Source organism: Photobacterium aquae (assembly GCF_001029445.1).
Lineage (GTDB): Bacteria > Pseudomonadota > Gammaproteobacteria > Enterobacterales > Vibrionaceae > Photobacterium > Photobacterium aquae.
Genome location: NZ_LDOT01000019.1, coordinates 1 through 19,226, shown reverse-complemented (window position 1 = coordinate 19,226; position 19,226 = coordinate 1). Strand labels below are relative to the sequence as shown.

18 protein-coding genes and 1 other annotated feature are annotated in these 19,226 nt (G+C 51.2%); of the genes, 11 read left to right on the top strand and 7 right to left on the bottom strand.

Annotated elements, in window-relative coordinates; translation table 11 throughout:
- Nucleotides 1-29 precede the first annotated feature (29 nt).
- From ffh to rplS, 5 genes are all read left to right on the top strand, one after another.
- The gene (ffh, locus tag ABT56_RS13245) at nucleotides 30-1,394 is read left to right on the top strand and encodes a signal recognition particle protein (protein ID WP_047879368.1); all 1,365 of its coding nucleotides are present in this window, start codon (nucleotides 30-32) and stop codon (nucleotides 1,392-1,394) included.
- Between the two features lie 180 nt (nucleotides 1,395-1,574).
- Complete coding sequence (gene rpsP, locus ABT56_RS13240) at nucleotides 1,575-1,823, top strand: 30S ribosomal protein S16 (protein ID WP_047879367.1); 249 nt, start codon at nucleotides 1,575-1,577, stop codon at nucleotides 1,821-1,823.
- Nucleotides 1,824-1,850: 27 nt separating this feature from the next.
- A complete protein-coding gene (gene rimM / locus ABT56_RS13235) occupies nucleotides 1,851-2,381 on the top strand; it encodes a ribosome maturation factor RimM (protein WP_047879366.1) in 531 nt (176 codons plus the stop codon).
- Between the two features lie 21 nt (nucleotides 2,382-2,402).
- Nucleotides 2,403-3,149 carry a tRNA (guanosine(37)-N1)-methyltransferase TrmD gene (gene trmD, locus ABT56_RS13230; protein ID WP_047879365.1) on the top strand — a complete coding sequence of 249 codons (747 nt, stop codon included), beginning with the start codon at nucleotides 2,403-2,405 and terminating at the stop codon, nucleotides 3,147-3,149.
- A gap of 36 nt (nucleotides 3,150-3,185) precedes the next feature.
- Nucleotides 3,186-3,539 (top strand): 50S ribosomal protein L19, encoded by a 354-nt coding sequence (rplS, locus tag ABT56_RS13225; RefSeq protein ID WP_047879364.1) that lies wholly within the window; start codon nucleotides 3,186-3,188, stop codon nucleotides 3,537-3,539.
- Nucleotides 3,540-3,701: 162 nt separating this feature from the next.
- Here the strand turns inward: rplS and ABT56_RS13220 are convergent, their stop codons facing one another.
- Nucleotides 3,702-5,183 (bottom strand): carbon starvation CstA family protein, encoded by a 1,482-nt coding sequence (locus tag ABT56_RS13220; RefSeq protein WP_047879363.1) that lies wholly within the window; start codon nucleotides 5,181-5,183, stop codon nucleotides 3,702-3,704.
- A 360-nt stretch (nucleotides 5,184-5,543) separates the two neighbouring features.
- On the opposite strand from ABT56_RS13220, the gene ABT56_RS24195 reads away from it, so the two are divergent.
- Nucleotides 5,544-5,942 carry a DUF2799 domain-containing protein gene (locus ABT56_RS24195; protein WP_053062489.1) on the top strand — a complete coding sequence of 133 codons (399 nt, stop codon included), beginning with the start codon at nucleotides 5,544-5,546 and terminating at the stop codon, nucleotides 5,940-5,942.
- 8 nt (nucleotides 5,943-5,950) lie between these two features.
- On the opposite strand, the gene btsR is transcribed toward ABT56_RS24195, so the two are convergent.
- Together btsR and ABT56_RS13205 are read right to left on the bottom strand one after the other, a co-directional pair.
- Nucleotides 5,951-6,664, bottom strand: a complete 714-nt coding sequence (btsR, locus tag ABT56_RS13210) for a two-component system response regulator BtsR (protein WP_047879362.1) — start codon at nucleotides 6,662-6,664, stop codon at nucleotides 5,951-5,953.
- Complete coding sequence (locus ABT56_RS13205; RefSeq protein WP_047879361.1) at nucleotides 6,661-8,355, bottom strand: sensor histidine kinase; 1,695 nt, start codon at nucleotides 8,353-8,355, stop codon at nucleotides 6,661-6,663. The genes btsR and ABT56_RS13205 overlap by 4 nt, the downstream gene beginning before the upstream one ends.
- A gap of 222 nt (nucleotides 8,356-8,577) precedes the next feature.
- Between ABT56_RS13205 and ABT56_RS13200 the strand changes: the two genes are divergently transcribed.
- On the top strand, nucleotides 8,578-9,651 hold the full coding sequence (locus ABT56_RS13200; protein WP_047879360.1) for a 3-deoxy-7-phosphoheptulonate synthase: 1,074 nt from the start codon (nucleotides 8,578-8,580) through the stop codon (nucleotides 9,649-9,651).
- A gap of 26 nt (nucleotides 9,652-9,677) precedes the next feature.
- Entirely contained in the window at nucleotides 9,678-10,808 is a 1,131-nt protein-coding gene (tyrA, locus tag ABT56_RS13195) for a bifunctional chorismate mutase/prephenate dehydrogenase (protein ID WP_047879359.1), read from the top strand.
- An 82-nt stretch (nucleotides 10,809-10,890) separates the two neighbouring features.
- On the opposite strand, the gene pheA is transcribed toward tyrA, so the two are convergent.
- The 3 genes from pheA to bamD all read right to left on the bottom strand — a co-directional run bounded on the left by pheA (nucleotide 10,891) and on the right by bamD (nucleotide 13,925).
- Nucleotides 10,891-12,066: a prephenate dehydratase gene (gene pheA / locus ABT56_RS13190; protein WP_047879358.1), complete on the bottom strand. Its 1,176-nt coding sequence runs from the start codon at nucleotides 12,064-12,066 to the stop codon at nucleotides 10,891-10,893.
- Between the two features lie 27 nt (nucleotides 12,067-12,093).
- Nucleotides 12,094-12,215, bottom strand: a sequence feature (Phe leader region).
- 236 nt (nucleotides 12,216-12,451) lie between these two features.
- Entirely contained in the window at nucleotides 12,452-12,814 is a 363-nt protein-coding gene (gene hpf / locus ABT56_RS13185) for a ribosome hibernation-promoting factor, HPF/YfiA family (protein ID WP_047879357.1), read from the bottom strand.
- Nucleotides 12,815-13,202: 388 nt separating this feature from the next.
- Entirely contained in the window at nucleotides 13,203-13,925 is a 723-nt protein-coding gene (gene bamD, locus ABT56_RS13180; RefSeq protein ID WP_047879356.1) for an outer membrane protein assembly factor BamD, read from the bottom strand.
- Between the two features lie 139 nt (nucleotides 13,926-14,064).
- Here bamD and rluD point away from each other — a divergent pair, with 139 nt between their 5' ends.
- Entirely contained in the window at nucleotides 14,065-15,039 is a 975-nt protein-coding gene (gene rluD / locus ABT56_RS13175; protein WP_047879355.1) for a 23S rRNA pseudouridine(1911/1915/1917) synthase RluD, read from the top strand.
- A gap of 1 nt (nucleotide 15,040) precedes the next feature.
- Nucleotides 15,041-15,778 (top strand): peptidoglycan editing factor PgeF, encoded by a 738-nt coding sequence (gene pgeF, locus ABT56_RS13170; protein ID WP_047879354.1) that lies wholly within the window; start codon nucleotides 15,041-15,043, stop codon nucleotides 15,776-15,778.
- A gap of 71 nt (nucleotides 15,779-15,849) precedes the next feature.
- Here the strand turns inward: pgeF and ABT56_RS13165 are convergent, their stop codons facing one another.
- Complete coding sequence (locus tag ABT56_RS13165) at nucleotides 15,850-16,218, bottom strand: hypothetical protein (RefSeq protein ID WP_047879353.1); 369 nt, start codon at nucleotides 16,216-16,218, stop codon at nucleotides 15,850-15,852.
- Between the two features lie 239 nt (nucleotides 16,219-16,457).
- Here ABT56_RS13165 and clpB point away from each other — a divergent pair, with 239 nt between their 5' ends.
- Nucleotides 16,458-19,034 (top strand): ATP-dependent chaperone ClpB, encoded by a 2,577-nt coding sequence (gene clpB / locus ABT56_RS13160; protein WP_047879352.1) that lies wholly within the window; start codon nucleotides 16,458-16,460, stop codon nucleotides 19,032-19,034.
- Nucleotides 19,035-19,226: the final 192 nt, after the last annotated feature.

Genomic DNA, 19,226 nt, shown 5'->3' with positions numbered 1-19,226 from the left:
TAGATTATTGCGTAACGAGCGAGTAGCACATGTTCGAAAATTTAACGGAGCGTTTATCGCGAACGCTAAAGAATGTCAGTGGGCGCGGTCGACTGACCGATGACAACATCAAGGATACGCTGCGTGAAGTACGCATGGCGTTACTCGAGGCAGATGTTGCGCTGCCAGTCGTCCGTGAATTCGTTAAGCGTGTGAAAGAGCGCGCTGTCGGTACCGAGGTATCGAAGAGCCTGACGCCGGGTCAGGAGTTTATCAAGATTGTTCAGGCCGAGCTTGAAGCGGTGATGGGCGAGTCCAACGAGGATTTGAACCTTGCCAGCCAGCCGCCTGCGGTAATTTTGATGGCGGGCCTACAGGGTGCGGGTAAGACCACCAGTGTGGGTAAGCTGAGTAAACTGCTTAAAGAGCGCAAGAAAAAGAAAGTGCTGGTGGTGTCGGCTGACGTATATCGCCCAGCCGCTATCAAGCAGCTAGAAACATTGGCCAGCGATCTTGGTGTAGACTTCTTCCCGTCAACCCCTGATCAGAAGCCAGTACAGATTGCCCAAGATGCATTGGCTCATGCCAAGCTAAAATTCTATGATGTCCTGATCGTCGATACCGCAGGTCGCCTGCACGTCGACGGCGAAATGATGGAAGAGATCAAGGACGTCCACAAGGCGATTGATCCGGTAGAAACCTTGTTCGTGGTTGATGCCATGACAGGTCAGGATGCGGCCAATACGGCCAAGGCCTTTGATGAGGCCCTGCCGCTGACCGGTGTGATCCTGACCAAGGTCGACGGTGATGCCCGTGGCGGTGCGGCGCTGTCAGTACGCCATCTGACCGGTAAGCCGATCAAGTTCTTGGGTGTTGGCGAGAAGACCGATGCGCTTGAGCCGTTCCACCCAGACCGTGTGGCTTCGCGTATCCTCGGTATGGGCGACGTGCTGTCGCTGATCGAAGATCTTGAGCGTAACGTCGACAAAGAAAAAGCCGAGCAGCTGGCGAAGAAATTCAAAGAGAAGAAAGGCTTTGATCTGGAAGACTTCCGTGACCAGCTGCAGCAGATGAAGAAAATGGGCGGCATGATGGGGATGCTGGACAAGCTTCCTGGTATGTCGCAACTGCCGGACAATGTCAAAGACCAAGTTGATGATAAGATGTTCGTTCAGATGGAAGCGATCATCAACTCGATGACCCCGGGAGAGCGTGAGCGCCCTGATTTGATCAAGGGCTCGCGTAAGAAACGTATCGCTCTGGGTTCAGGTACCCAGGTGCAGGATGTAAACCGTCTGCTCAAGCAGTTCACCCAGATGCAGAAGATGATGAAGAAAATGCAGAAGGGCGGCATGAAGGGTATGATGCGTAATATGAAAGGTATGATGCCTGGCGGCGGAATGTTCGGCCGTTAAGGTTTTTTGCCTTTATATTATTAGGCTTGCTGGAGCGACAACTCTTATCATTGGTGAAAATTTAGCTAAAGCGGTTGCATTCGCCAGTTTTAAGAGTAAAATTCCCGAGCTTAATTTGGCACGGGCCCCGTTATATTCTGGCGGGGCCATTTAATTTTACAGTAATGCAAAGAGGACGATATGGTAACCATTCGTTTGGCACGTCACGGCGCTAAAAAGCGTCCATTCTATCAAATCGTTGTTGCTGATTCTCGCGCTGCACGCGACGGTCGTAACATCGAGAAAATTGGTTTCTTCAACCCGCTAGCTAAGGGTCAGGAAGAGCGCCTACGTCTAGACCTAGACCGTGTTAACCACTGGGTAGGTCAAGGCGCAACTGTGTCTGACCGCGCAGCTAAGCTAATCAAAGACGCTGCTAAAGCGGCTTAATTAGCGATGTCAGGTAATAGAGAGGCTATGAGTATTCAAGACAACAACATCGTCGTCGGGAAACTTGGTTCCACATACGGCATCAAGGGTTGGCTCAAAGTTTTTTCTTTCACCGAAGACGCTGAGAGCATTTTTGCCTATCAGCCTTGGCTTGTGAAAGTGAAGGGTGAGTGGCAAGAGATCCGTGTTGAATCATGGAAGCGCCACGGTCAGGGTTTGGTAGCGAAGCTGGAAGGTTTGGATATCCGCGAGGATGCTCAAATGTTCACTAATGCTGAAGTCTACGTTGCTGCTGACCAACTGCCAGCGCTGTCAGATGACGAGTTCTACTGGCGTGAATTGATTGGAATGACAGTGATGACTACCGAAGGTTACGACCTAGGTAAAGTGACTGACATCCTGGAAACAGGTTCCAACGATGTATTGGTAGTTAAGGCTAATCTGAAAGATGCTTTTGGCCAAAAGGAACGCCTAATCCCGTTCCTCGATGAGCAGGTCATCAAGTCGATTGATCGCACTGCTCAGCGGATCGAAGTTGACTGGGATCCTGGATTCTAACCCCGGTAATTAGGTGGACATATGAAGGTAGGCATTATTAGCCTATTCCCTGAAATGTTTGATGCCATTACCAATTATGGGGTCACAGGCCAGGCGGTTAAAAAAGGCCTTTTGTCATTGGATACATGGAATCCTCGTGATTTCACCCATGACAAACACCGTACGGTCGATGATCGACCATACGGCGGTGGACCTGGGATGCTTATGATGGTTCAGCCATTGCGCGATGCCATTCATGCAGCAAAACAGTCCATTGATGGGCCGGCTAAAGTCATTTATCTGTCGCCTCAGGGCCGTAAGCTTGATCAAGCGGGTGTTGAGGAGCTGGCGCAGAACGAGAACTTGATTCTTATCTGCGGCCGCTACGAAGGGGTAGATGAGCGCATTATCCAACAAGAGGTAGACGAAGAATGGTCTATCGGGGATTTTGTGCTAACGGGTGGCGAACTGCCAGCCATGACGCTTGTCGATGCAGTCGTTCGGTTTGTACCGGGCGTGCTGGGAGATTTTGCGTCGGCAGAGGAAGACTCCTTTGCCAATGGCTTGCTTGATTGCCCACACTATACGCGTCCTGAAGTGTTGGACGGGCAGGAAGTCCCTCGGGTCTTGTTGTCAGGAAACCACAAGGATATAAGCCGCTGGCGGTTGAAACAATCGCTGGGCCGCACTTGGTTGAGAAGACCAGAGCTCCTGGAAAACCTAGCTCTGACTGACGATCAGGAATTCTTGCTGGCGGAGTTTATCCGCGAATACAAAGCAAGCATTTAATTAATTTAGTATCAGTTTATTCTAGGGTATTAACCAATGAGTAATATCATCAAAGCTCTTGAAGTAGAGCAAATGAAACAAGACCTTCCACAGTTCGCACCTGGTGACACTGTAGTTGTTCAAGTTAAAGTAAAAGAGGGTGAGCGCTCTCGTCTTCAGGCTTTTGAAGGCGTAGTAATTGCTAAGCGTAACCGTGGTCTACACTCTGCATTCACTGTTCGTAAGATTTCTAACGGTGAAGGCGTTGAGCGTGTATTCCAACTGCACTCTCCAGTAGTTGACAGCATTACTGTTAAGCGTCGCGGTGCAGTACGTCGTGCCAAACTGTACTACCTACGTGAGCGTTCTGGTAAAGCAGCTCGTATCAAAGAGAAGCTATCTTCTAAGTAATACGCTTGTCGTAAGACGCGAATTGAAAGCCCACCGCAAGGTGGGCTTTTTTTATGCCTACTTCTCAAGCGTTTTCCCTGCGCTATATCCGATCATTGATTTGTGATTGGTATGAAAAAACCAGCCCGTAGGCTGGTTTTTTGATTCAGTGTTTTTCACCGATTATTTTGCAGCTTCTAGTTCACCGCTTTCTTCATCGGCCAAGTCGGTTTCACCTTTGCCTTTTGAGCGCTTGATGATCAATGCTGTGATACCGAAAGCACTGATGAGGCCCACGGCAGTAGACAGTGTCATTGGCAGACCGAAGCCTAGCTGGCTGTTATTCAGAATGAAGGTAATACATACCGTGGTCATGAAGATAGCCGGTACTGTTGTGACCCAATGCAGTTTGTTGTGGCGTAGCAGATAAGCCGATGCCGTCCACAGCATCATCACTGCGGTGGCCTGGTTCGCAAAGCCGAAGTAACGCCAGATGATAGCAAAGTCAACCTGAGTCAGGATGCCACCGACAACGAACAGTGGTACAGCCATTAGTAGGCGGTTACGTAGGGTTTTCTGCTCCATATTGAAGTATTCGGCCAAGATCAAACGGCTTGAGCGGAAGGCAGTGTCGCCTGAGGTGATCGGTAGAATGACCACGCCTAGGAAGGCGATGATGCCGCCAAATACGCCTAGCAGACCCATTGACGAATTGTAGACAACTGTACCCGGGCCACCATTGGCGACCGCTTCAGACAGGCCCTCGACCGAGCCGAAGAAAGACAGGGCAACCGCACACCAGATCAGGGCGATGACACCCTCGCCGATCATCGCGCCGTAGAAGACGAAACGGCCGTTCTTTTCATTTTCCATACAGCGTGCCATCAGCGGCGATTGGGTCGCGTGGAAGCCGGAGATCGCACCGCAGGCAATGGTGATGAACAACGCCGGCCACAGCGGCAGATCGTTAGGGTTCATGTTGGTGAACATCTGGCTCATCTCGTAACCCCCAAGCAGCGAGTGCTCGCTAGAGATCGCCATCGCGGTGATAAGACCGACCGACATGAAGATAAGCAGGGCGCCGAAGAATGGGTAGAAGCGGCCGATGATTTTGTCTACCGGGACAATGGTAGCCAGAATATAGTAGGCGAAAATGACCACGACCATGGTCGTCATCGACAAGCCGATATTGGTTTGCTCATTGACAAGGTTGGTGATCATGCCGGCAGGGGCCGAGACGAAGACGACACCAACAAGCAGCAACAGCACGATCGCAAAGATATTCATAAAGTGTTTTGCGCCGTTGCCTAGGTAGCGGCCGGTAATGCTCGGTACAGATGCACCACCATTGCGAATTGACAGCATGCCCGAGAAGTAGTCGTGAACCGCACCGGCAAAGATACAACCCAGTACAATCCAGAGCATGGCCGCTGGGCCGTAGAGTGCCCCCATGATCGGGCCGAAAATCGGACCGACACCGGCAATGTTCAGCAATTGGACTAGATAGACTTTTTTGTTAGACATCGGGACGTAGTCCACGCCGTCATTTTTGGTATACGCAGGGGTTTTGCGGTTCTCGTTAACACCGAATACTTTTTCGATAAATGCACCGTAGATGAAATATCCACCTACCAGTGCGGCGACACACATCAGAAACCAGGCCATAAATTGTCTCTCTATATCCTTGGGAGTGGGATGGTTAATTTGGCGCGCTTTGCCTTGTCATCCTGGCAACGGGCGCAAAACTCATTTATTCAGCTGCCATCCTAAGCTTTTTATCGCTAGATGCACGGTCAAAAAGGGCGAGTGGTTCTATGGCCCGCTGAACGGTCGATAGCCTGCTTGAGCGGTTTTTCCGATGTTGTAAGACGGTTTTGCCGAGTGATTTCGGTATTGATGGTAAAAGCGAAAATTCGTGATGGGTGTCCGGTTTCATTGGTGCTTGTTAAGCCACCATTGGGTTTTCTAAGTTACTGTAGAAAAAGATTATATTCTACAGTGTCGGGCGTAGTGCAAGGAGGAGATATGCGTGTTATGAAAATGCAGATATTGGTAGCCGGGGCGGCGGCCATACTATTGTCAGGTTGTGTGACGCAGTCGTCGTTGATCGAAGAGGGCAATTGGTACAAGCTCGGCTTCCTCAATGGCAAGCAGGGCATGCATCCGACTGCGATGACGGTGCTGGAAGAGAAAACGGAGCAAACAGAGGGAGCCCAGCCGCTTGACTATGGGCAATATCAAGCGGGCTATCAGGCCGGTATCGAACAGTACTGTACCCCGGAGCAATTGGAGCAATTTGGCCAAGAAGGCAAAAATAACTGGGGGGCGTGCGAGTTTCGCCGCGACCAGAAAGGCCTCTACATGATCTACTGGCAGCGCGGCTATGACAAATGGCTCAGCTTCAAGGGGCCTGCTGACTTTTAGCGAGCTCCTCAAGTCAGCCCGAAGCGGTCTTTGAGCTCCTTGAGGTAGCGGCGACTGACGGGGGCATGATGGCCGTGCTGGGTTGTGATCTCAGCAAGGCCATTATCCAGCAGCTTGATCTCTCTGATGGCTTTGGGGTGGATCAGGTATTGTCGATGACACCGGATCAGCGGTGTCTTCTCCTCCAGTGTCTTGAGCGTAAGGTGAGTGGTCGCTTTGGTATCATGGGTGACCGCATGTACCCCGCTCAGATCAGAGAAGGCCACCTCAATATCGGCCGGGCTAAGCAGTACGATACGGTTATGGCCGCTGCACGGGATCAGCTCCAGCATGTCAGAGGTGAGTGGGGAATAATCTACTTGATGGCACTCACGGCTGAGGCGATCCAAGGTTTTGGAAAGCCGTGCAGGCTCGACGGGTTTGAGTAAGTAATCGAATGCATTGTCTTCGAAAGCCTTGAGGGCGAACTCATCGTAGGCAGTCACGAAGACGACCTTGGGCATGGTGTCTTGGTCAAGCATGCTGAGTAATTCAATACCGGTGAGCTGAGGCATCTGGATATCAAGGAAGATAGCATCGGGCTTGAGGGCGTTGATCTTCTTCAGCCCCTCGATGGCATTGCTGCACTCTCCAATCACTTGGATGCGGCCGCTTTCCTCGAGTAGTTCGATAAGTTCTTCGCGGGCGTATTTTTCGTCGTCAATGACCAGCGCCTTGATCATGCAGCATGTTCTCCGTTTATTGTATTCTCGCAAGGGAGCTTTATGGTAGCCCGGGTCCAGAGCTGGGGCTGGCAGCTCATTGCCAATCCATAGTGTTTGCCGAACATATTCTTCAGGCGTTTGTCGACAATCTTCATCCCCAATCCGCTTTCTTCCCCTACCGGGGCATAATTACCGGCGTTATCTTCGACCTCAAGTATGATCTGGCCACCATCCGAATAGCCGTTGATGGTGATTTTACCATTTTCCAATAGCGATGAGGTGCCATGTTTGATGGCATTCTCGACTAATGGCTGGAGAGTAAAAGTCGGCAGCCTAAGGGTGTGGAGAGATGGCGGGACATTGATTTCTATATGGAGCCGGTCGGAAAAACGTGCCAGTTCAATCTCGAGATACGCCTGCACATGCTGCAGCTCCTCGCCGAGGGTGACGGTATCGATATTTTGCTTGAGGTTGCTGCGGAAAAACTGCGACAGGTGCTGTATCAGTTGACGGGCCTTGTCGGGATCGCGGCGGATAACCGCGCTAATGGTGTTGAGCGCGTTGAACAGGAAGTGCGGGTTGACCTGTGCCTGCAATAGCCGCAGCTCGGCTTGAACCAAGAGGTTTTGCTGCTGGATGTAGCGGCCGGTTAAGATCTGGTTGGATAGCAGCTTGGCTATCCCTTCGCCGAGGGTCACATTGACCGTGGAAAACAGCTTTCGCTTGGGCTCGTAGAGTTTGATGGTGCCGAGTACCTCATTGTTGCCGCCGACCAGCGGGATCACCAGTGCCGAGCCGAGGCGGCACTTTTCATGCAGCGAACATTGGTAGGGGATATCATAGCCGTCGGCATAGACCAGTTCGCAGGCATCAATGGCCCGGCGGGTATAACCGGATGAGATGGGAGTACCTGGCAGATGGTGGTCATCGCCGATCCCGATAAAGGCGAGAATTTTCTCCCGGTCGGTGATAGCGACTGCGCCGACCCCTGTTTCCTCGTAGACGATATTGGCGATTTTCTTGGTGCTTTCTTCATTGAAGCCTTGGCTGAGGATCCCGACGGAGCGCTGGGCGATCTTCAGGGCCCGGTTTGAAAATGCCGCCGAGTATTTTTCGTAGATGGTTTTCCGGTCAAGAATAATGCTCATGAAAAAAGCCGCCCCGACCGAGTTGGCGATAACCATTGGCAGGGCAATGGCGCTGACCAGCTGGACGGCTTTGTCGAACGGCTCGGCCACCGCCAATATGATCAGCATTTGCACTATTTCGGCGAATAGGGTGACGGCAAAGACGACAACAGGACGGAATAACTGGTCGACTTGGCCTCGTCGGACAAAGTAGCTGTGCATCAAGCCACCGATCACCCCTTCGGCGGTGGTGGAGATCGCACAGGCAAGATCGGTAAATCCCCCAAGGCTGTAACGGTGCAATCCTCCGGTAAGACCGACGGCAAAACCGACCACTGGCCCGCCTAGTAGCCCCCCCATAACCGCACCGATTGCACGGGTATTGGCAATAGCATCTTCTATGTGCAATCCGAAGTAAGTGCCTAAAATACAAAAGAGGGAAAACAGGATATAGCAGGTGAAGCGCTGCGATAACCGCCCGGATACCGATGTCAGAGGCATGAATAGCGGTGTCTTGCTGAGCAGGTAGGCCAGCACTAGGTATACACTGAGTTGCTGGAGGAGCGAGAAAATCAGTTCCATTGCGTTTATTCGCTGTGAGATTGCCAGTGGCTTATGCCGTTATGGTAACTGGATTTTAACGCGCATACCAAAAAACGCTGATCGGAAATAATTGTTTACGGGTGGATTTTATACTTTACATCGCTTGCAATTTAATCTGAATGGCTGTTATTGTTCGCTTTATGACAGGGTGTCCTGTTTTTTCGTTATCGAGTGTATCTAATTTTTTACAGGGAAGCCCGCATGCATAAAGACCAACTGAATAATGTCCATATTGAGAATGAATCGGTACTCATTACGCCCAATGAGCTGCGTAGCAAGCTCCCGGTGAGCGAGTCGGCATTGAGTTTTGTCAGCCAGTCGCGCCGGACGATTGCCGATATTATCCACCACCGGGATCACCGCCTGTTGGTCGTCTGCGGGCCGTGCTCTATCCATGATGTTGAGGCCGCGAAGATCTATGCGGAAAAGCTCAAGCGGTTGTCTGAGGAGCTGGGTGACCAGCTGTATATTGTCATGCGGGTCTATTTTGAGAAGCCGAGGACGACTGTCGGCTGGAAGGGGTTGATCAACGATCCTGACCTCGACGGTTCGTTCGAGGTCGAAAAAGGGCTTCATATTGCCCGCCAGTTGCTGATTGACCTGGTGGAGATGGGGATCCCGTTGGCCACCGAGGCACTGGATCCGATCAGCCCGCAATATATCGGTGATCTGTTTAGCTGGGCGGCTATCGGGGCGCGTACAACGGAATCGCAGACTCACCGTGAGATGGCTAGCGGCTTGTCGATGCCGGTTGGGTTCAAGAATGGAACCGACGGCAGCTTGGGGACTGCGATCAACGCGATGCAGGCGGCGGCATCTGGCCACCGTTTCATGGGGATCAACCCCGATGGCCAGGTCGCTTTGCTTAACACCCAGGGTAACCCAGACGGCCATGTGATCCTGCGAGGGGGCAAGCAGACCAATTACGACTCTGTCTCAGTGACCGAATGTGAAAACGAGATGAAAGCATCAGGCCTTTCGCCATCGCTGATGGTAGACTGTAGCCATGCAAACTCACGCAAGGATTACCGCCGTCAACCGCTGGTGGCAGAAGATGTGATCCATCAGATCCGTGAGGGTAACAAGTCGATTATCGGCTTGATGCTGGAAAGCCATATTAACGAAGGAAATCAGAGTGCGGATTTGGCGCGTGAAGAGATGGCCTACGGGGTGTCGATCACCGATGCCTGCATCAGTTGGGAAACAACCGAAACCTTACTTCGTCATATTCACCAAGAACTGATGCCGTTTCTTCCGGTACGTACCGAATCTTAATTCCGCAAGAGAGCAGAGAGCCATAGATGGTTGCTGAACTGAGTAAACTACGAGATCAAATTGACGAGGTCGACCGCCAGATGGTCGCACTTCTTGCCCAGCGGCTGGCGCTGGTCGAGGAGGTCGGCCATGTCAAAAGCCAGCACGGATTACCGATTTATGCCCCGGATCGTGAGGCTGCGATGTTGGCCTCTCGTCGTCAAGAGGCCGAAAACCAGGGGGTTCCTCCCGATCTGATTGAAGATATCTTGCGCCGAACGATGCGAGAGTCATACGCCAGCGAGAATGACTCTGGCTTCAAGTGCCTTAACCCGCAGCTCCGTCCTATTGTGGTGGTTGGTGGTCATGGCCAGCTTGGTGGTTTGTTCTGCCGCTTGTTTGCCCTGTCGGGTTATACCGTCCGTAAGTTAGGAAGCGGTGACTGGGATCGTGCTGACGAATTGCTGGCAGACGCCGGGATGGTCGTGGTATCGGTACCGATTAATATTACCGAGCAGATCATCGCGAAACTGGGCAACTTGCCCGAAGATTGTATTCTTGCTGATTTGACATCGGTGAAGAGTGGCCCGCTTCAGGCGATGCTTGAGGTTCACTCCGGACCGGTTGTTGGCCTGCATCCGATGTTTGGCCCTGATATTGCCAGCTTGGCCAAGCAAGTCGTCGCCTACTGTGACGGGCGGATGCCTGAGAGTTATCAGTGGTTGCTTGAGCAGATTCAGATCTGGGGCGCGACACTCAACCGGATCAGTGCGATTGAGCACGACGAGGGGATGACCCTGATCCAGGCTCTTCGCCATTTCACTTCGTTTGCCTATGGCGTGCATTTGGCGGAAGAAGATCCCAAGCTGGAGCAACTGCTGTCATTGAGTTCGCCGATTTACCGGTTGGAACTGGCGATGGTAGGCCGGTTGTTTGCTCAGGACGCGCAGTTATATGCGGACATTATTATGTCATCGCCGCAAAATATTGCGATGATCAAGCGCTTTCATCAACGGTTTGGTGAAGCTATCGAAATGCTGGATAACCAAGACAAGGAGACGTTCAAGCAGGCTTTTGGCCGGGTCGAAAATTGGTTTGGGGATTATGCCCAGCATTTTTTAATCGAGAGCCAGGGATTGCTTAGACAGGCGAACGATTCAACTCACCGTAAAGCGTAAGAGCCCAAGAGGGCTGATAGCAGGAAAAGGCCCGCCCCATTGAAGGGGCGGGCCTTTTGTTATGTAGAGCTGCCGTGGGCGGTTATGGGGTTATCTCGACATCTGTTGGGCTGACGTTCTCGCTGGGATAACACCCCAGCACTTTGATGAACCGTGTCAGGTGAGTGAGTTCTTCGAGAGCCTGCTGCATAACGCCTGACTTTATGTTCTCTTGTACGTCAACATAGAACATCTCCTCCCACGGATTGCCGATTACCGGTCGTGATTCGAGCTTTGTCATATTGATATTGAGGTTGCGCAGTACCAGCAGACATTCAACCAGCGAACCGGCTTTCTGGGCTGTTGACATGATCAGGGTTGTTTTGGCTGGGATCAGCGAGGTGACATCGACGGGTTTGCGGGCCACAACGATGAAACGGGTGAAATTCTCCTGCTGGTTGGCAATATTGCTCTTCACCGGGGTTAGTCCGTAAAGCTCGCCGCTGGCGGCATTGCCGATTGCAGCGACGTTCGGACGTTTGATTTCGGCGACTTTCTGCATCGCCTCGGCTGTACTTGAACAGTATTCTTGGGTGATCTCGCCCAGCGAATGGAGGTATTCGCTACATTGCTGGTGGGGTTGCGGATGCGAGTACAGGGTATCAATTTGGTCAACCTGAGTGTCGACAGCCACAAGCAGACAGTGATCAATAGGCTGGGTGATTTCCCCGACAATAGACAGGCTGGTGTGCTGCAATAGGTCATAGACCTCGTTGATCGAGCCAGAACTGGTGTTCTCAATCGGCAGTACCCCGAAATCGGCATTGCCAATTTCAACAGTATGGAGAACATCGCGGAATGTCGAACAGCTGATCTCTACCAGTTTGGTTTGTTTTTTGCTGAAGTAATGATGGCTGGCAAGGTTTGAATAGGATCCCTTGGCGCCAAGAAAAGAGACGCGAGCAACGGGCTGAAGACTGTCTGGGTTGGCTAGTGTTTGCAGGTAGGCTTGCTGGAACAGGACTGAGTCTTCAATGATGGCATGGAAGATTTGAGTGACATACTGGGCGTCTAGGTTGAGTTCGCGGCCTGTTTCGATGAGTCGTAGCAGCAGAGCGTGTTCGCGTGTCTGGTCTCGAACTGGCTTGGCGGTTTGAATTTTACTTTTGGCCACTTCGAGGCTCAGCTGTCGCCGCTCTGCCAGCAACGAGAGGATCTCGTTATCGATACGGGTCACATTGGTTCGGATATCATCTAGCGAATACATCGGTTCGGTCATTGTCACGTCCTGTCTGTTGGCAACCCATACAAAAAAGCCTCCCGGTCAGGAGGCTGTCTGTTCGTCTTTCGCTTGTCTCTCGCGCAACGAATAGCCCCCGTTATGGCGACATAAAAAACAAGCGAAAGAAAAACAGTTTGCTGGATTTCATTAATACCAAAATGATTATTTTATGTTAGATATGGTTCAACATTATTCAGCGGTGCATTGGATGTCAAGCAGAAACTAAACAGCCCTGCAAGGGCAGGGCTGTCTTGGCCTCATGTCGTTGTACTCGGAACTTATTCGGTTAGCCAAACAGTATTCTTCGTGACATATATGGGAGGGCTTTTTGTGATGGGGCGCTGTTACTAGGATCAACGCCCCGAGTAATCCTCATGAATGATTATGCTTCTTCGGCTTCTTCATTTTCAACGTCAACGTCAGCTTCAACTTCAGGCTTGTCACTGTGACTTGCGCGGCGAGCCGCTGGCTTGTGAGTTTGCTTGTTTAGTTGGCGTTCGAGTTTTTGGTAAACTTCCGCAATGGCACCGTACATATCTTCATGCTCTGCTGAGGCAACAAGTTGACCTCCCGGAATAGCAGCAGATGCTTCAACTTTAAAGTGTCGGTTTGGTTCTGTGCTGATCACTGCGTGTTTATTGAGTAGCTGAACTTGATACTTCTCCAACTTCTTGAATTTAAACTCGATTCTCTCACGGATAGCAGGGGTGACTTCAAGGTTTTTGCCGGCGATGTCTACTGTCATAAATGTTTTCCTCTTTTGCTACCCTTCGTTGGGTTGACTTCAGATTACTAAAATCAGGCAGGAATAACGTGATCTGGATCACACTTATTTTTTTAATTTATTGTTCGGAAAAATTCTGTGATCCGGTTTTGTTTGTTGCAAAAAAGTTTGATGAAAGTACTTGTAGTCGGTTTTTGTTTTGGGGCAGTATGGGGGAGTAGACAAGACTGATGGCCGGTGCTATTCAGGGGGTAAATACGGTTTAAAACAATGTCTTGCGTTCTTTTTGACCATCACCTTCAATCTTGTGAGCTCCACTTCATTCTTGTTTATCCTTTCTCTGTTTATGCCGAGATAAAAAAACAGCAGCCATTGGGCTGCTGTTTTTTTTTGGGGGAGATGCTATCGATTATGGATTGAGCGTCATTAGTTCGCGTGTGTGCTCCAGCGGTTCTTGCAGCCCGAGTTCCTCATAAGCGGTTTCCATTAATGCTAATGATTTGCGTGCCGCCATCGTATCGGCATATTCACGCTGGATCAGTTGAGCACGATTGATAGCGGCAACCCATGCCCCACGGCGAATATAAAAATCGGTCGTGGCAAGTTCGTAATCGGCTAGGCGGTTTTTCAAAAAGACCATACGTGCTTTGGAATCAGCGGCGTAGCGGCTGTTCGGGTAGCGTTCAAGCAGGCGCTTGAAATCACGAAATGCCTTGCGAGCCGGTTCAGGGTCACGGTCAAAACGATCAATGTTGAAAAGATCGTGCATGAAGCTGCGATCTTGGGCCATGTGGGTCAAGCCGCGCATGTACAATACCCAGTCGGATTTTTCGTGAGCTGGGTTGAGGCGGTTGAACCTGTCGATGGTGGCTTCACCAAGGGCTAGGTCATCGTTTTTGTAGTAGGCGTAAATCAAGTCAAGTTGTACCTGCTCTGAATACGCACCAAACGGGTAGCGTGAGTCCAGTGTTTCCAGGCGCTCGATAGCCGTAGTCCAGCTGCCGTTTTGCAGGGCCTGCTGGGCAGTGGCATACAACTCTGAAGGCGGTACATCCGGTACCACTTCTTCCGTGCTTGAACAGCCGCTAAGAATGGCTAGGGCAAGCAGAGACGTAAGAGTCAGGCGTTTCATGGAGGCGTTAGTTTCCTTGCTATAAATTTTATTTCGGCAGATCCATTACGAATGGAACCGTTAACGGATACAATGACACTAATAGGTTATTGTACTCAGCGTTTGACTTTTAGTCCCACGCTTTTTGAAAAAGTTCGCGATGGCACAGCAGATAGAGTTAACAAATACAGTAAAAGATAGCCAATTGGGCATGCGCCTAGATCAGGTTATCGCTGATTTATACCCAGACTACTCCCGCTCACGGATTAAAGAGTGGATTCTTAACGGTATGGTTTCGGTTGATGGGGAAGTCATTACCAAACCAAGAATCAAGATGATGGGCGGCGAAGAGCTGCTGGTCAAGGCTGAGATCGAGGACGAAGTTCGTTTCGTTGCTCAGGATATTCCGCTGGATATCGTTTACGAAGACGATGATATTTTGGTGATCAACAAACCGCGTGATTTCGTGGTTCACCCTGGTGCGGGAACGCCGGACGGCACAGTGCTCAACGCCTTGCTGCACCATAGTCCTGCTTTGGCGGAAGTGCCGCGTGCCGGTATCGTCCACCGTCTGGATAAGGACACTACCGGCCTGATGGTGGTAGCAAAGACTATTCAGTCGCAGACGCGTCTGGTTCGTGCTCTGCAAAAGCGCAAGATCACCCGTGAGTACGAGGCCATTGCGATGGGCCGTATGACCGGTGGCGGTCGTGTTGAGAAGCCAATTGGCCGTCACCCGACCAAGCGTACTTGCATGGCGGTGAATGAAATGGGTAAGCCGGCGATCACTCGTTTCCGTGTTGCCGAGCATTTCCGTGACCATACCCGTATTGTGTTGCGTTTGGAAACGGGCCGTACCCACCAGATCCGTGTCCATATGGCGTACCTGAGCCACCCGCTGCTTGGTGATGCAACCTACGGTGGCCGTCCGCGTCCGCCGCGTGATGCATCGGAAGAGCTGATCATGGCCCTGCGTGCGTTTGACCGACAGGCTCTGCATGCTCGCATGTTGCGTCTGGAGCATCCGATCACTGGCGAGTTGATGGAATGGCGAGCGCCGTTGCCGACAGACATGATTGCGATGATCAATATCTTGCGCAACGACAAAGAAGAGCATCAAGAGGACGAGTACTAAGATGCTTATTATCCCTAACTGGCCGGTCCCGGCGAGGGTCAAGGCTGTAGCGACCACTCGCATCGGCGGTGTGAGCGAGGCACCTTACCGGGGATTCAACCTCGGTGACCATGTTGGGGATCGTCCTGATGATGTTGCGGCTAACCGCAAGGCGCTACAGCAGCAGCTGGGATTAGCGTCTCCGCTCCCGTGGTTGAACCAGATCCACAGTACCAAGGTGCTAAATCTTGATGGCTCCGTACCGGCCTCTGTAGAGGTTGATGGCAGTTACACCTGCTATCAGGGTATGCCATGTGTTGTGATGACGGCTGATTGCCTGCCGGTATTGCTTTGCGACAAGGCTGGGACACAGGTAGCAGCGGTGCATGCCGGCTGGCGAGGTCTGGTTGACGGCATTATTGAAAATGCCTTGGCGGAGTTCAGCGTTCCGGGCGGTGAGATTATGGCTTGGCTCGGTCCGGCCATTAGTCAGGCTGCCTTTGAGGTGGGGGGCGAAGTGCGAGAGCAGTTTGTCGCCCATGATCCTGATGCCGAAGCGGCTTTTACGGCCCACGGCAAGGGTAAATGGCTGGCTGATTTGTATCTGTTGGCAAGACAGCGTCTGCAACGGCAGGGCGTAATTGAGGTGTATGGTGGAGAATATTGTACATTCTCGGAACCGGATCGCTTCTTTTCCTACCGTCGAGACGGTGTTACTGGCAGACAGGCGAGTTTGATTTGGCTTGATGCCGAGTCGTGATCATTCGAGACATGACATTGAAAGGCCCCGTCATTTGGCGGGGCCTTTTTGTATCTGTGCTTTATTGCAACTCATTGCAAGATAGTGAGTTGGGTTGGAGAGGCGGGTGCGAGTTCGATCACTTTCGCTCCGTAGGGCACGTTATAGGCCTGATATCCGTTGTTGATCGCGCGGTAGAAGCGATGGTTAATCGGATCGTGCAGTAGCACAACGCCTTTGTAGCTAACGGTACGGAGCATAGCATTATTGATGATCACAACGCTGGTGTTGCTGTTTCCGCTGTGTCGCCTTTCAATTCGCGCTTCGGTGCGGTTTTCAATTCGAGCTTCTTGGCGTATCTCCTGTCGAGTTTCTTGAATAGGGCGCTGAGCCCAAACAGGGGAGGATGTCAGGAGGGATACAATAGTAATGAAACACAGAGCCAGACGTTGTTTGATCATTATCTCTCACCTTTGAAACAGTATGGGGTACGGATTAAATGGTATGCCATTCTGTCGTGGTGAGCAACATACAGGGCGACGTACTGTTAAATACGAGAGAATTCCCCATGCATGTGCCGATGAATAGCAGATTGCTTCATTCTTGAGGGATGAGATAAATGGCTTATAGGGAATAAATTTGGTTGAAAAGCGTGACGGCCACCACCATATCTACTTTTGAAAGATATTGAGGAGGACTTATGCGTCTTGACCGTTTTACTAGCAAATTTCAAATGGCGATCTCTGATGCTCAGTCGCTAGCATTGGGGCGGGACCATCAGTATATAGAGCCGGCTCACCTGATGGTAGCGCTGTTGAACCAGGACAGCAGCACGATTCGGCCACTCCTGACCCTATTGAATGTCGACATTGCCCAACTACGCTCAAGCTTGTCTGAGCTGTTGGACCGTTTGCCGAAGGTAACCGGGATCGGGGGTGATGTTCAGCTATCCCATGGGATGGGCGTATTGCTCAACATGTGCGATAAGCTGGCACAAAAACGAAAAGATAAATTTATTTCGTCTGAGCTGTTTATTTTAGCTGCGGTTGAAGATAAAGGCCCGCTCGGCCAGCTGCTAAAAGATGCTGGGATGACAACCGAAAAAGTTGAAAAAGCGATAGAGCAAATTCGCGGTGGGCAGAAGGTCGATGATCAGAATGCCGAAGAAAACCGTCAGGCACTCGAGAAATTCACTATCGACCTGACCGAGCGAGCCGAGCAAGGCAAGCTTGATCCGGTGATTGGCCGTGATGATGAAATTCGTCGTACGATTCAAGTACTTCAGCGTCGTACCAAAAATAACCCTGTGATTATCGGTGAGCCAGGGGTGGGTAAAACCGCCATTGTCGAAGGCCTTGCCCAGCGCATAGTCAATGGTGAAGTGCCTGAGGGTTTGCGTAACAAGCGCGTGCTGTCATTGGACATGGGTGCGCTGATTGCGGGGGCTAAGTACCGTGGTGAGTTTGAAGAGCGCCTGAAGTCGGTACTTAATGAACTGGCGCAGGAAGAAGGCAATGTGATCCTGTTTGTCGACGAGCTCCACACTATGGTGGGTGCGGGCAAGGGTGAAGGCTCAATGGATGCCGGCAACATGCTCAAACCGGCGTTGGCTCGAGGTGAATTACATTGTGTAGGGGCAACCACGCTTGATGAGTACCGCCAGTATATTGAAAAAGATGCGGCTCTAGAGCGCCGGTTCCAGAAGGTGCTGGTGGATGAGCCGACGGTTGAAGATACAGTGGCAATTTTGCGCGGCTTGAAAGAGCGCTATGAGCTGCACCACCACGTGGAGATCACCGATCCGGCCATTGTCGCTGCGGCTAGCTTATCGCACCGCTATATTTCGGACCGTCAGTTACCTGACAAAGCGATTGACCTTATTGACGAAGCTGCATCCAGTATTCGTATGCAGATTGACTCCAAGCCGGAATCGCTCGATCGCCTCGAACGCCGGATTATTCAGCTGAAGATTGAGCAGCAAGCCATAGAGAAAGAAAGCGATGAGGCCAGCAAGAAGCGCCTGAGCGATCTGAACGATGAGCTAGATAGCAAAGAGCGTGAATATGCTGAGCTTGAAGAGGTTTGGAATGCGGAAAAAGCAGCGCTGTCGGGCACACAGCATATTAAAACAGAGCTAGAGCAAGCTCGTACTGATATGGAAATTGCCCGTAGGGCCGGCGATTTGAACCGGATGTCCGAGCTTCAGTATGGTCGAATTCCTGAGCTTGAGAAGCAGTTGGATCTCGCCGCTCAGGCTGAAATGCAGGAAATGAGCCTGCTGAAAAACAAAGTGACCGACGCGGAAATCGCAGAAGTGTTATCGCGCCAGACCGGTATTCCGGTTGCTAAGATGCTGGAAGGGGAGCGTGACAAGCTGCTTCGGATGGAAGAGGCGCTGCATAAACGGGTTATCGGTCAGGATGAAGCGGTTGAAGCAGTTGCCAATGCGATCCGCCGTAGTCGTGCCGGACTGTCAGATCCTAATCGCCCAATTGGTTCGTTCCTGTTCCTTGGCCCGACAGGGGTTGGTAAGACAGAACTTTGTAAGTCGCTAGCCAACTTTATGTTCGACAGTGATGATGCCATGGTGCGAATTGATATGTCGGAATTCATGGAGAAGCACTCCGTGGCCCGCTTGGTCGGCGCTCCTCCGGGCTATGTCGGTTATGAGGAAGGTGGCTACTTGACGGAAGCGGTACGCCGCCGTCCATATTCTGTCATCTTGCTTGATGAGGTCGAGAAGGCCCACCCGGATGTCTTTAATATCTTGTTGCAGGTATTGGATGACGGCCGTTTGACCGATGGGCAGGGCAGGACGGTTGATTTCCGCAATGCTGTGGTGATCATGACCTCTAACCTAGGCTCAGATCGGATCCAAGAACACTTTGGCGAATTGGACTATGACGGTATCAAGCACTTGGTGATGGAAGTCGTCGGGCAGCATTTCCGCCCAGAGTTTATTAACCGTGTTGATGAAACCGTGGTATTCCACCCTCTGGGTGCTGAAAATATCAAGAATATTGCTTCTATTCAGATGGAGCGATTGGTTAAACGTCTGGCTGAGCGTGATTACCACCTCGACATTGAAAGTAGTGCCTTGGATTTAGTTGCAGAAGCGGGCTTTGATCCTGTTTTTGGTGCGCGACCATTAAAACGTGCTATTCAGCAATACATAGAGAACCCGCTGGCACAGGATATTTTGTCCGGCAAGTTCACTACAGGTAAGCCTGTAACTATTGCTGCTGAAGACGGGCGGATTATTGCCCATCAGGATTAATCAGTTTACTTAAGAGAAAACACCGCGTCAGCGGTGTTTTTTTTATCAAAAAAAAGTGATTTGGCTGCTATTTGAACGCTTGGCGTGTTTTTTTGAATTTATTTCATTTTGGGTATTGCCAGTGCGCTCGAAGTCTCTATAATGCCGCCTCACTGACACGGACAACGGCATCGCCGGTAACGATAAGTCAGT

Excerpts from the sequence above, each read along its gene's own strand:
- ffh (WP_047879368.1), top strand. The coding sequence starts at position 30 with ATGTTCGAAAATTTAACGGAGCGTTTATCGCGAACGCTAAAGAATGTC.
- rpsP (WP_047879367.1), top strand. The coding sequence starts at position 1,575 with ATGGTAACCATTCGTTTGGCACGTCACGGCGCTAAAAAGCGTCCATTC.
- rimM (WP_047879366.1), top strand. The coding sequence starts at position 1,851 with ATGAGTATTCAAGACAACAACATCGTCGTCGGGAAACTTGGTTCCACA.
- trmD (WP_047879365.1), top strand. The coding sequence starts at position 2,403 with ATGAAGGTAGGCATTATTAGCCTATTCCCTGAAATGTTTGATGCCATT.
- rplS (WP_047879364.1), top strand. The coding sequence starts at position 3,186 with ATGAGTAATATCATCAAAGCTCTTGAAGTAGAGCAAATGAAACAAGAC.
- ABT56_RS13220 (WP_047879363.1), bottom strand. The coding sequence starts at position 5,183 with ATGGCCTGGTTTCTGATGTGTGTCGCCGCACTGGTAGGTGGATATTTC.
- ABT56_RS24195 (WP_053062489.1), top strand. The coding sequence starts at position 5,544 with ATGCGTGTTATGAAAATGCAGATATTGGTAGCCGGGGCGGCGGCCATA.
- btsR (WP_047879362.1), bottom strand. The coding sequence starts at position 6,664 with ATGATCAAGGCGCTGGTCATTGACGACGAAAAATACGCCCGCGAAGAA.
- ABT56_RS13205 (WP_047879361.1), bottom strand. The coding sequence starts at position 8,355 with ATGGAACTGATTTTCTCGCTCCTCCAGCAACTCAGTGTATACCTAGTG.
- ABT56_RS13200 (WP_047879360.1), top strand. The coding sequence starts at position 8,578 with ATGCATAAAGACCAACTGAATAATGTCCATATTGAGAATGAATCGGTA.
- tyrA (WP_047879359.1), top strand. The coding sequence starts at position 9,678 with ATGGTTGCTGAACTGAGTAAACTACGAGATCAAATTGACGAGGTCGAC.
- pheA (WP_047879358.1), bottom strand. The coding sequence starts at position 12,066 with ATGACCGAACCGATGTATTCGCTAGATGATATCCGAACCAATGTGACC.
- hpf (WP_047879357.1), bottom strand. The coding sequence starts at position 12,814 with ATGACAGTAGACATCGCCGGCAAAAACCTTGAAGTCACCCCTGCTATC.
- bamD (WP_047879356.1), bottom strand. The coding sequence starts at position 13,925 with ATGAAACGCCTGACTCTTACGTCTCTGCTTGCCCTAGCCATTCTTAGC.
- rluD (WP_047879355.1), top strand. The coding sequence starts at position 14,065 with ATGGCACAGCAGATAGAGTTAACAAATACAGTAAAAGATAGCCAATTG.
- pgeF (WP_047879354.1), top strand. The coding sequence starts at position 15,041 with ATGCTTATTATCCCTAACTGGCCGGTCCCGGCGAGGGTCAAGGCTGTA.
- ABT56_RS13165 (WP_047879353.1), bottom strand. The coding sequence starts at position 16,218 with ATGATCAAACAACGTCTGGCTCTGTGTTTCATTACTATTGTATCCCTC.
- clpB (WP_047879352.1), top strand. The coding sequence starts at position 16,458 with ATGCGTCTTGACCGTTTTACTAGCAAATTTCAAATGGCGATCTCTGAT.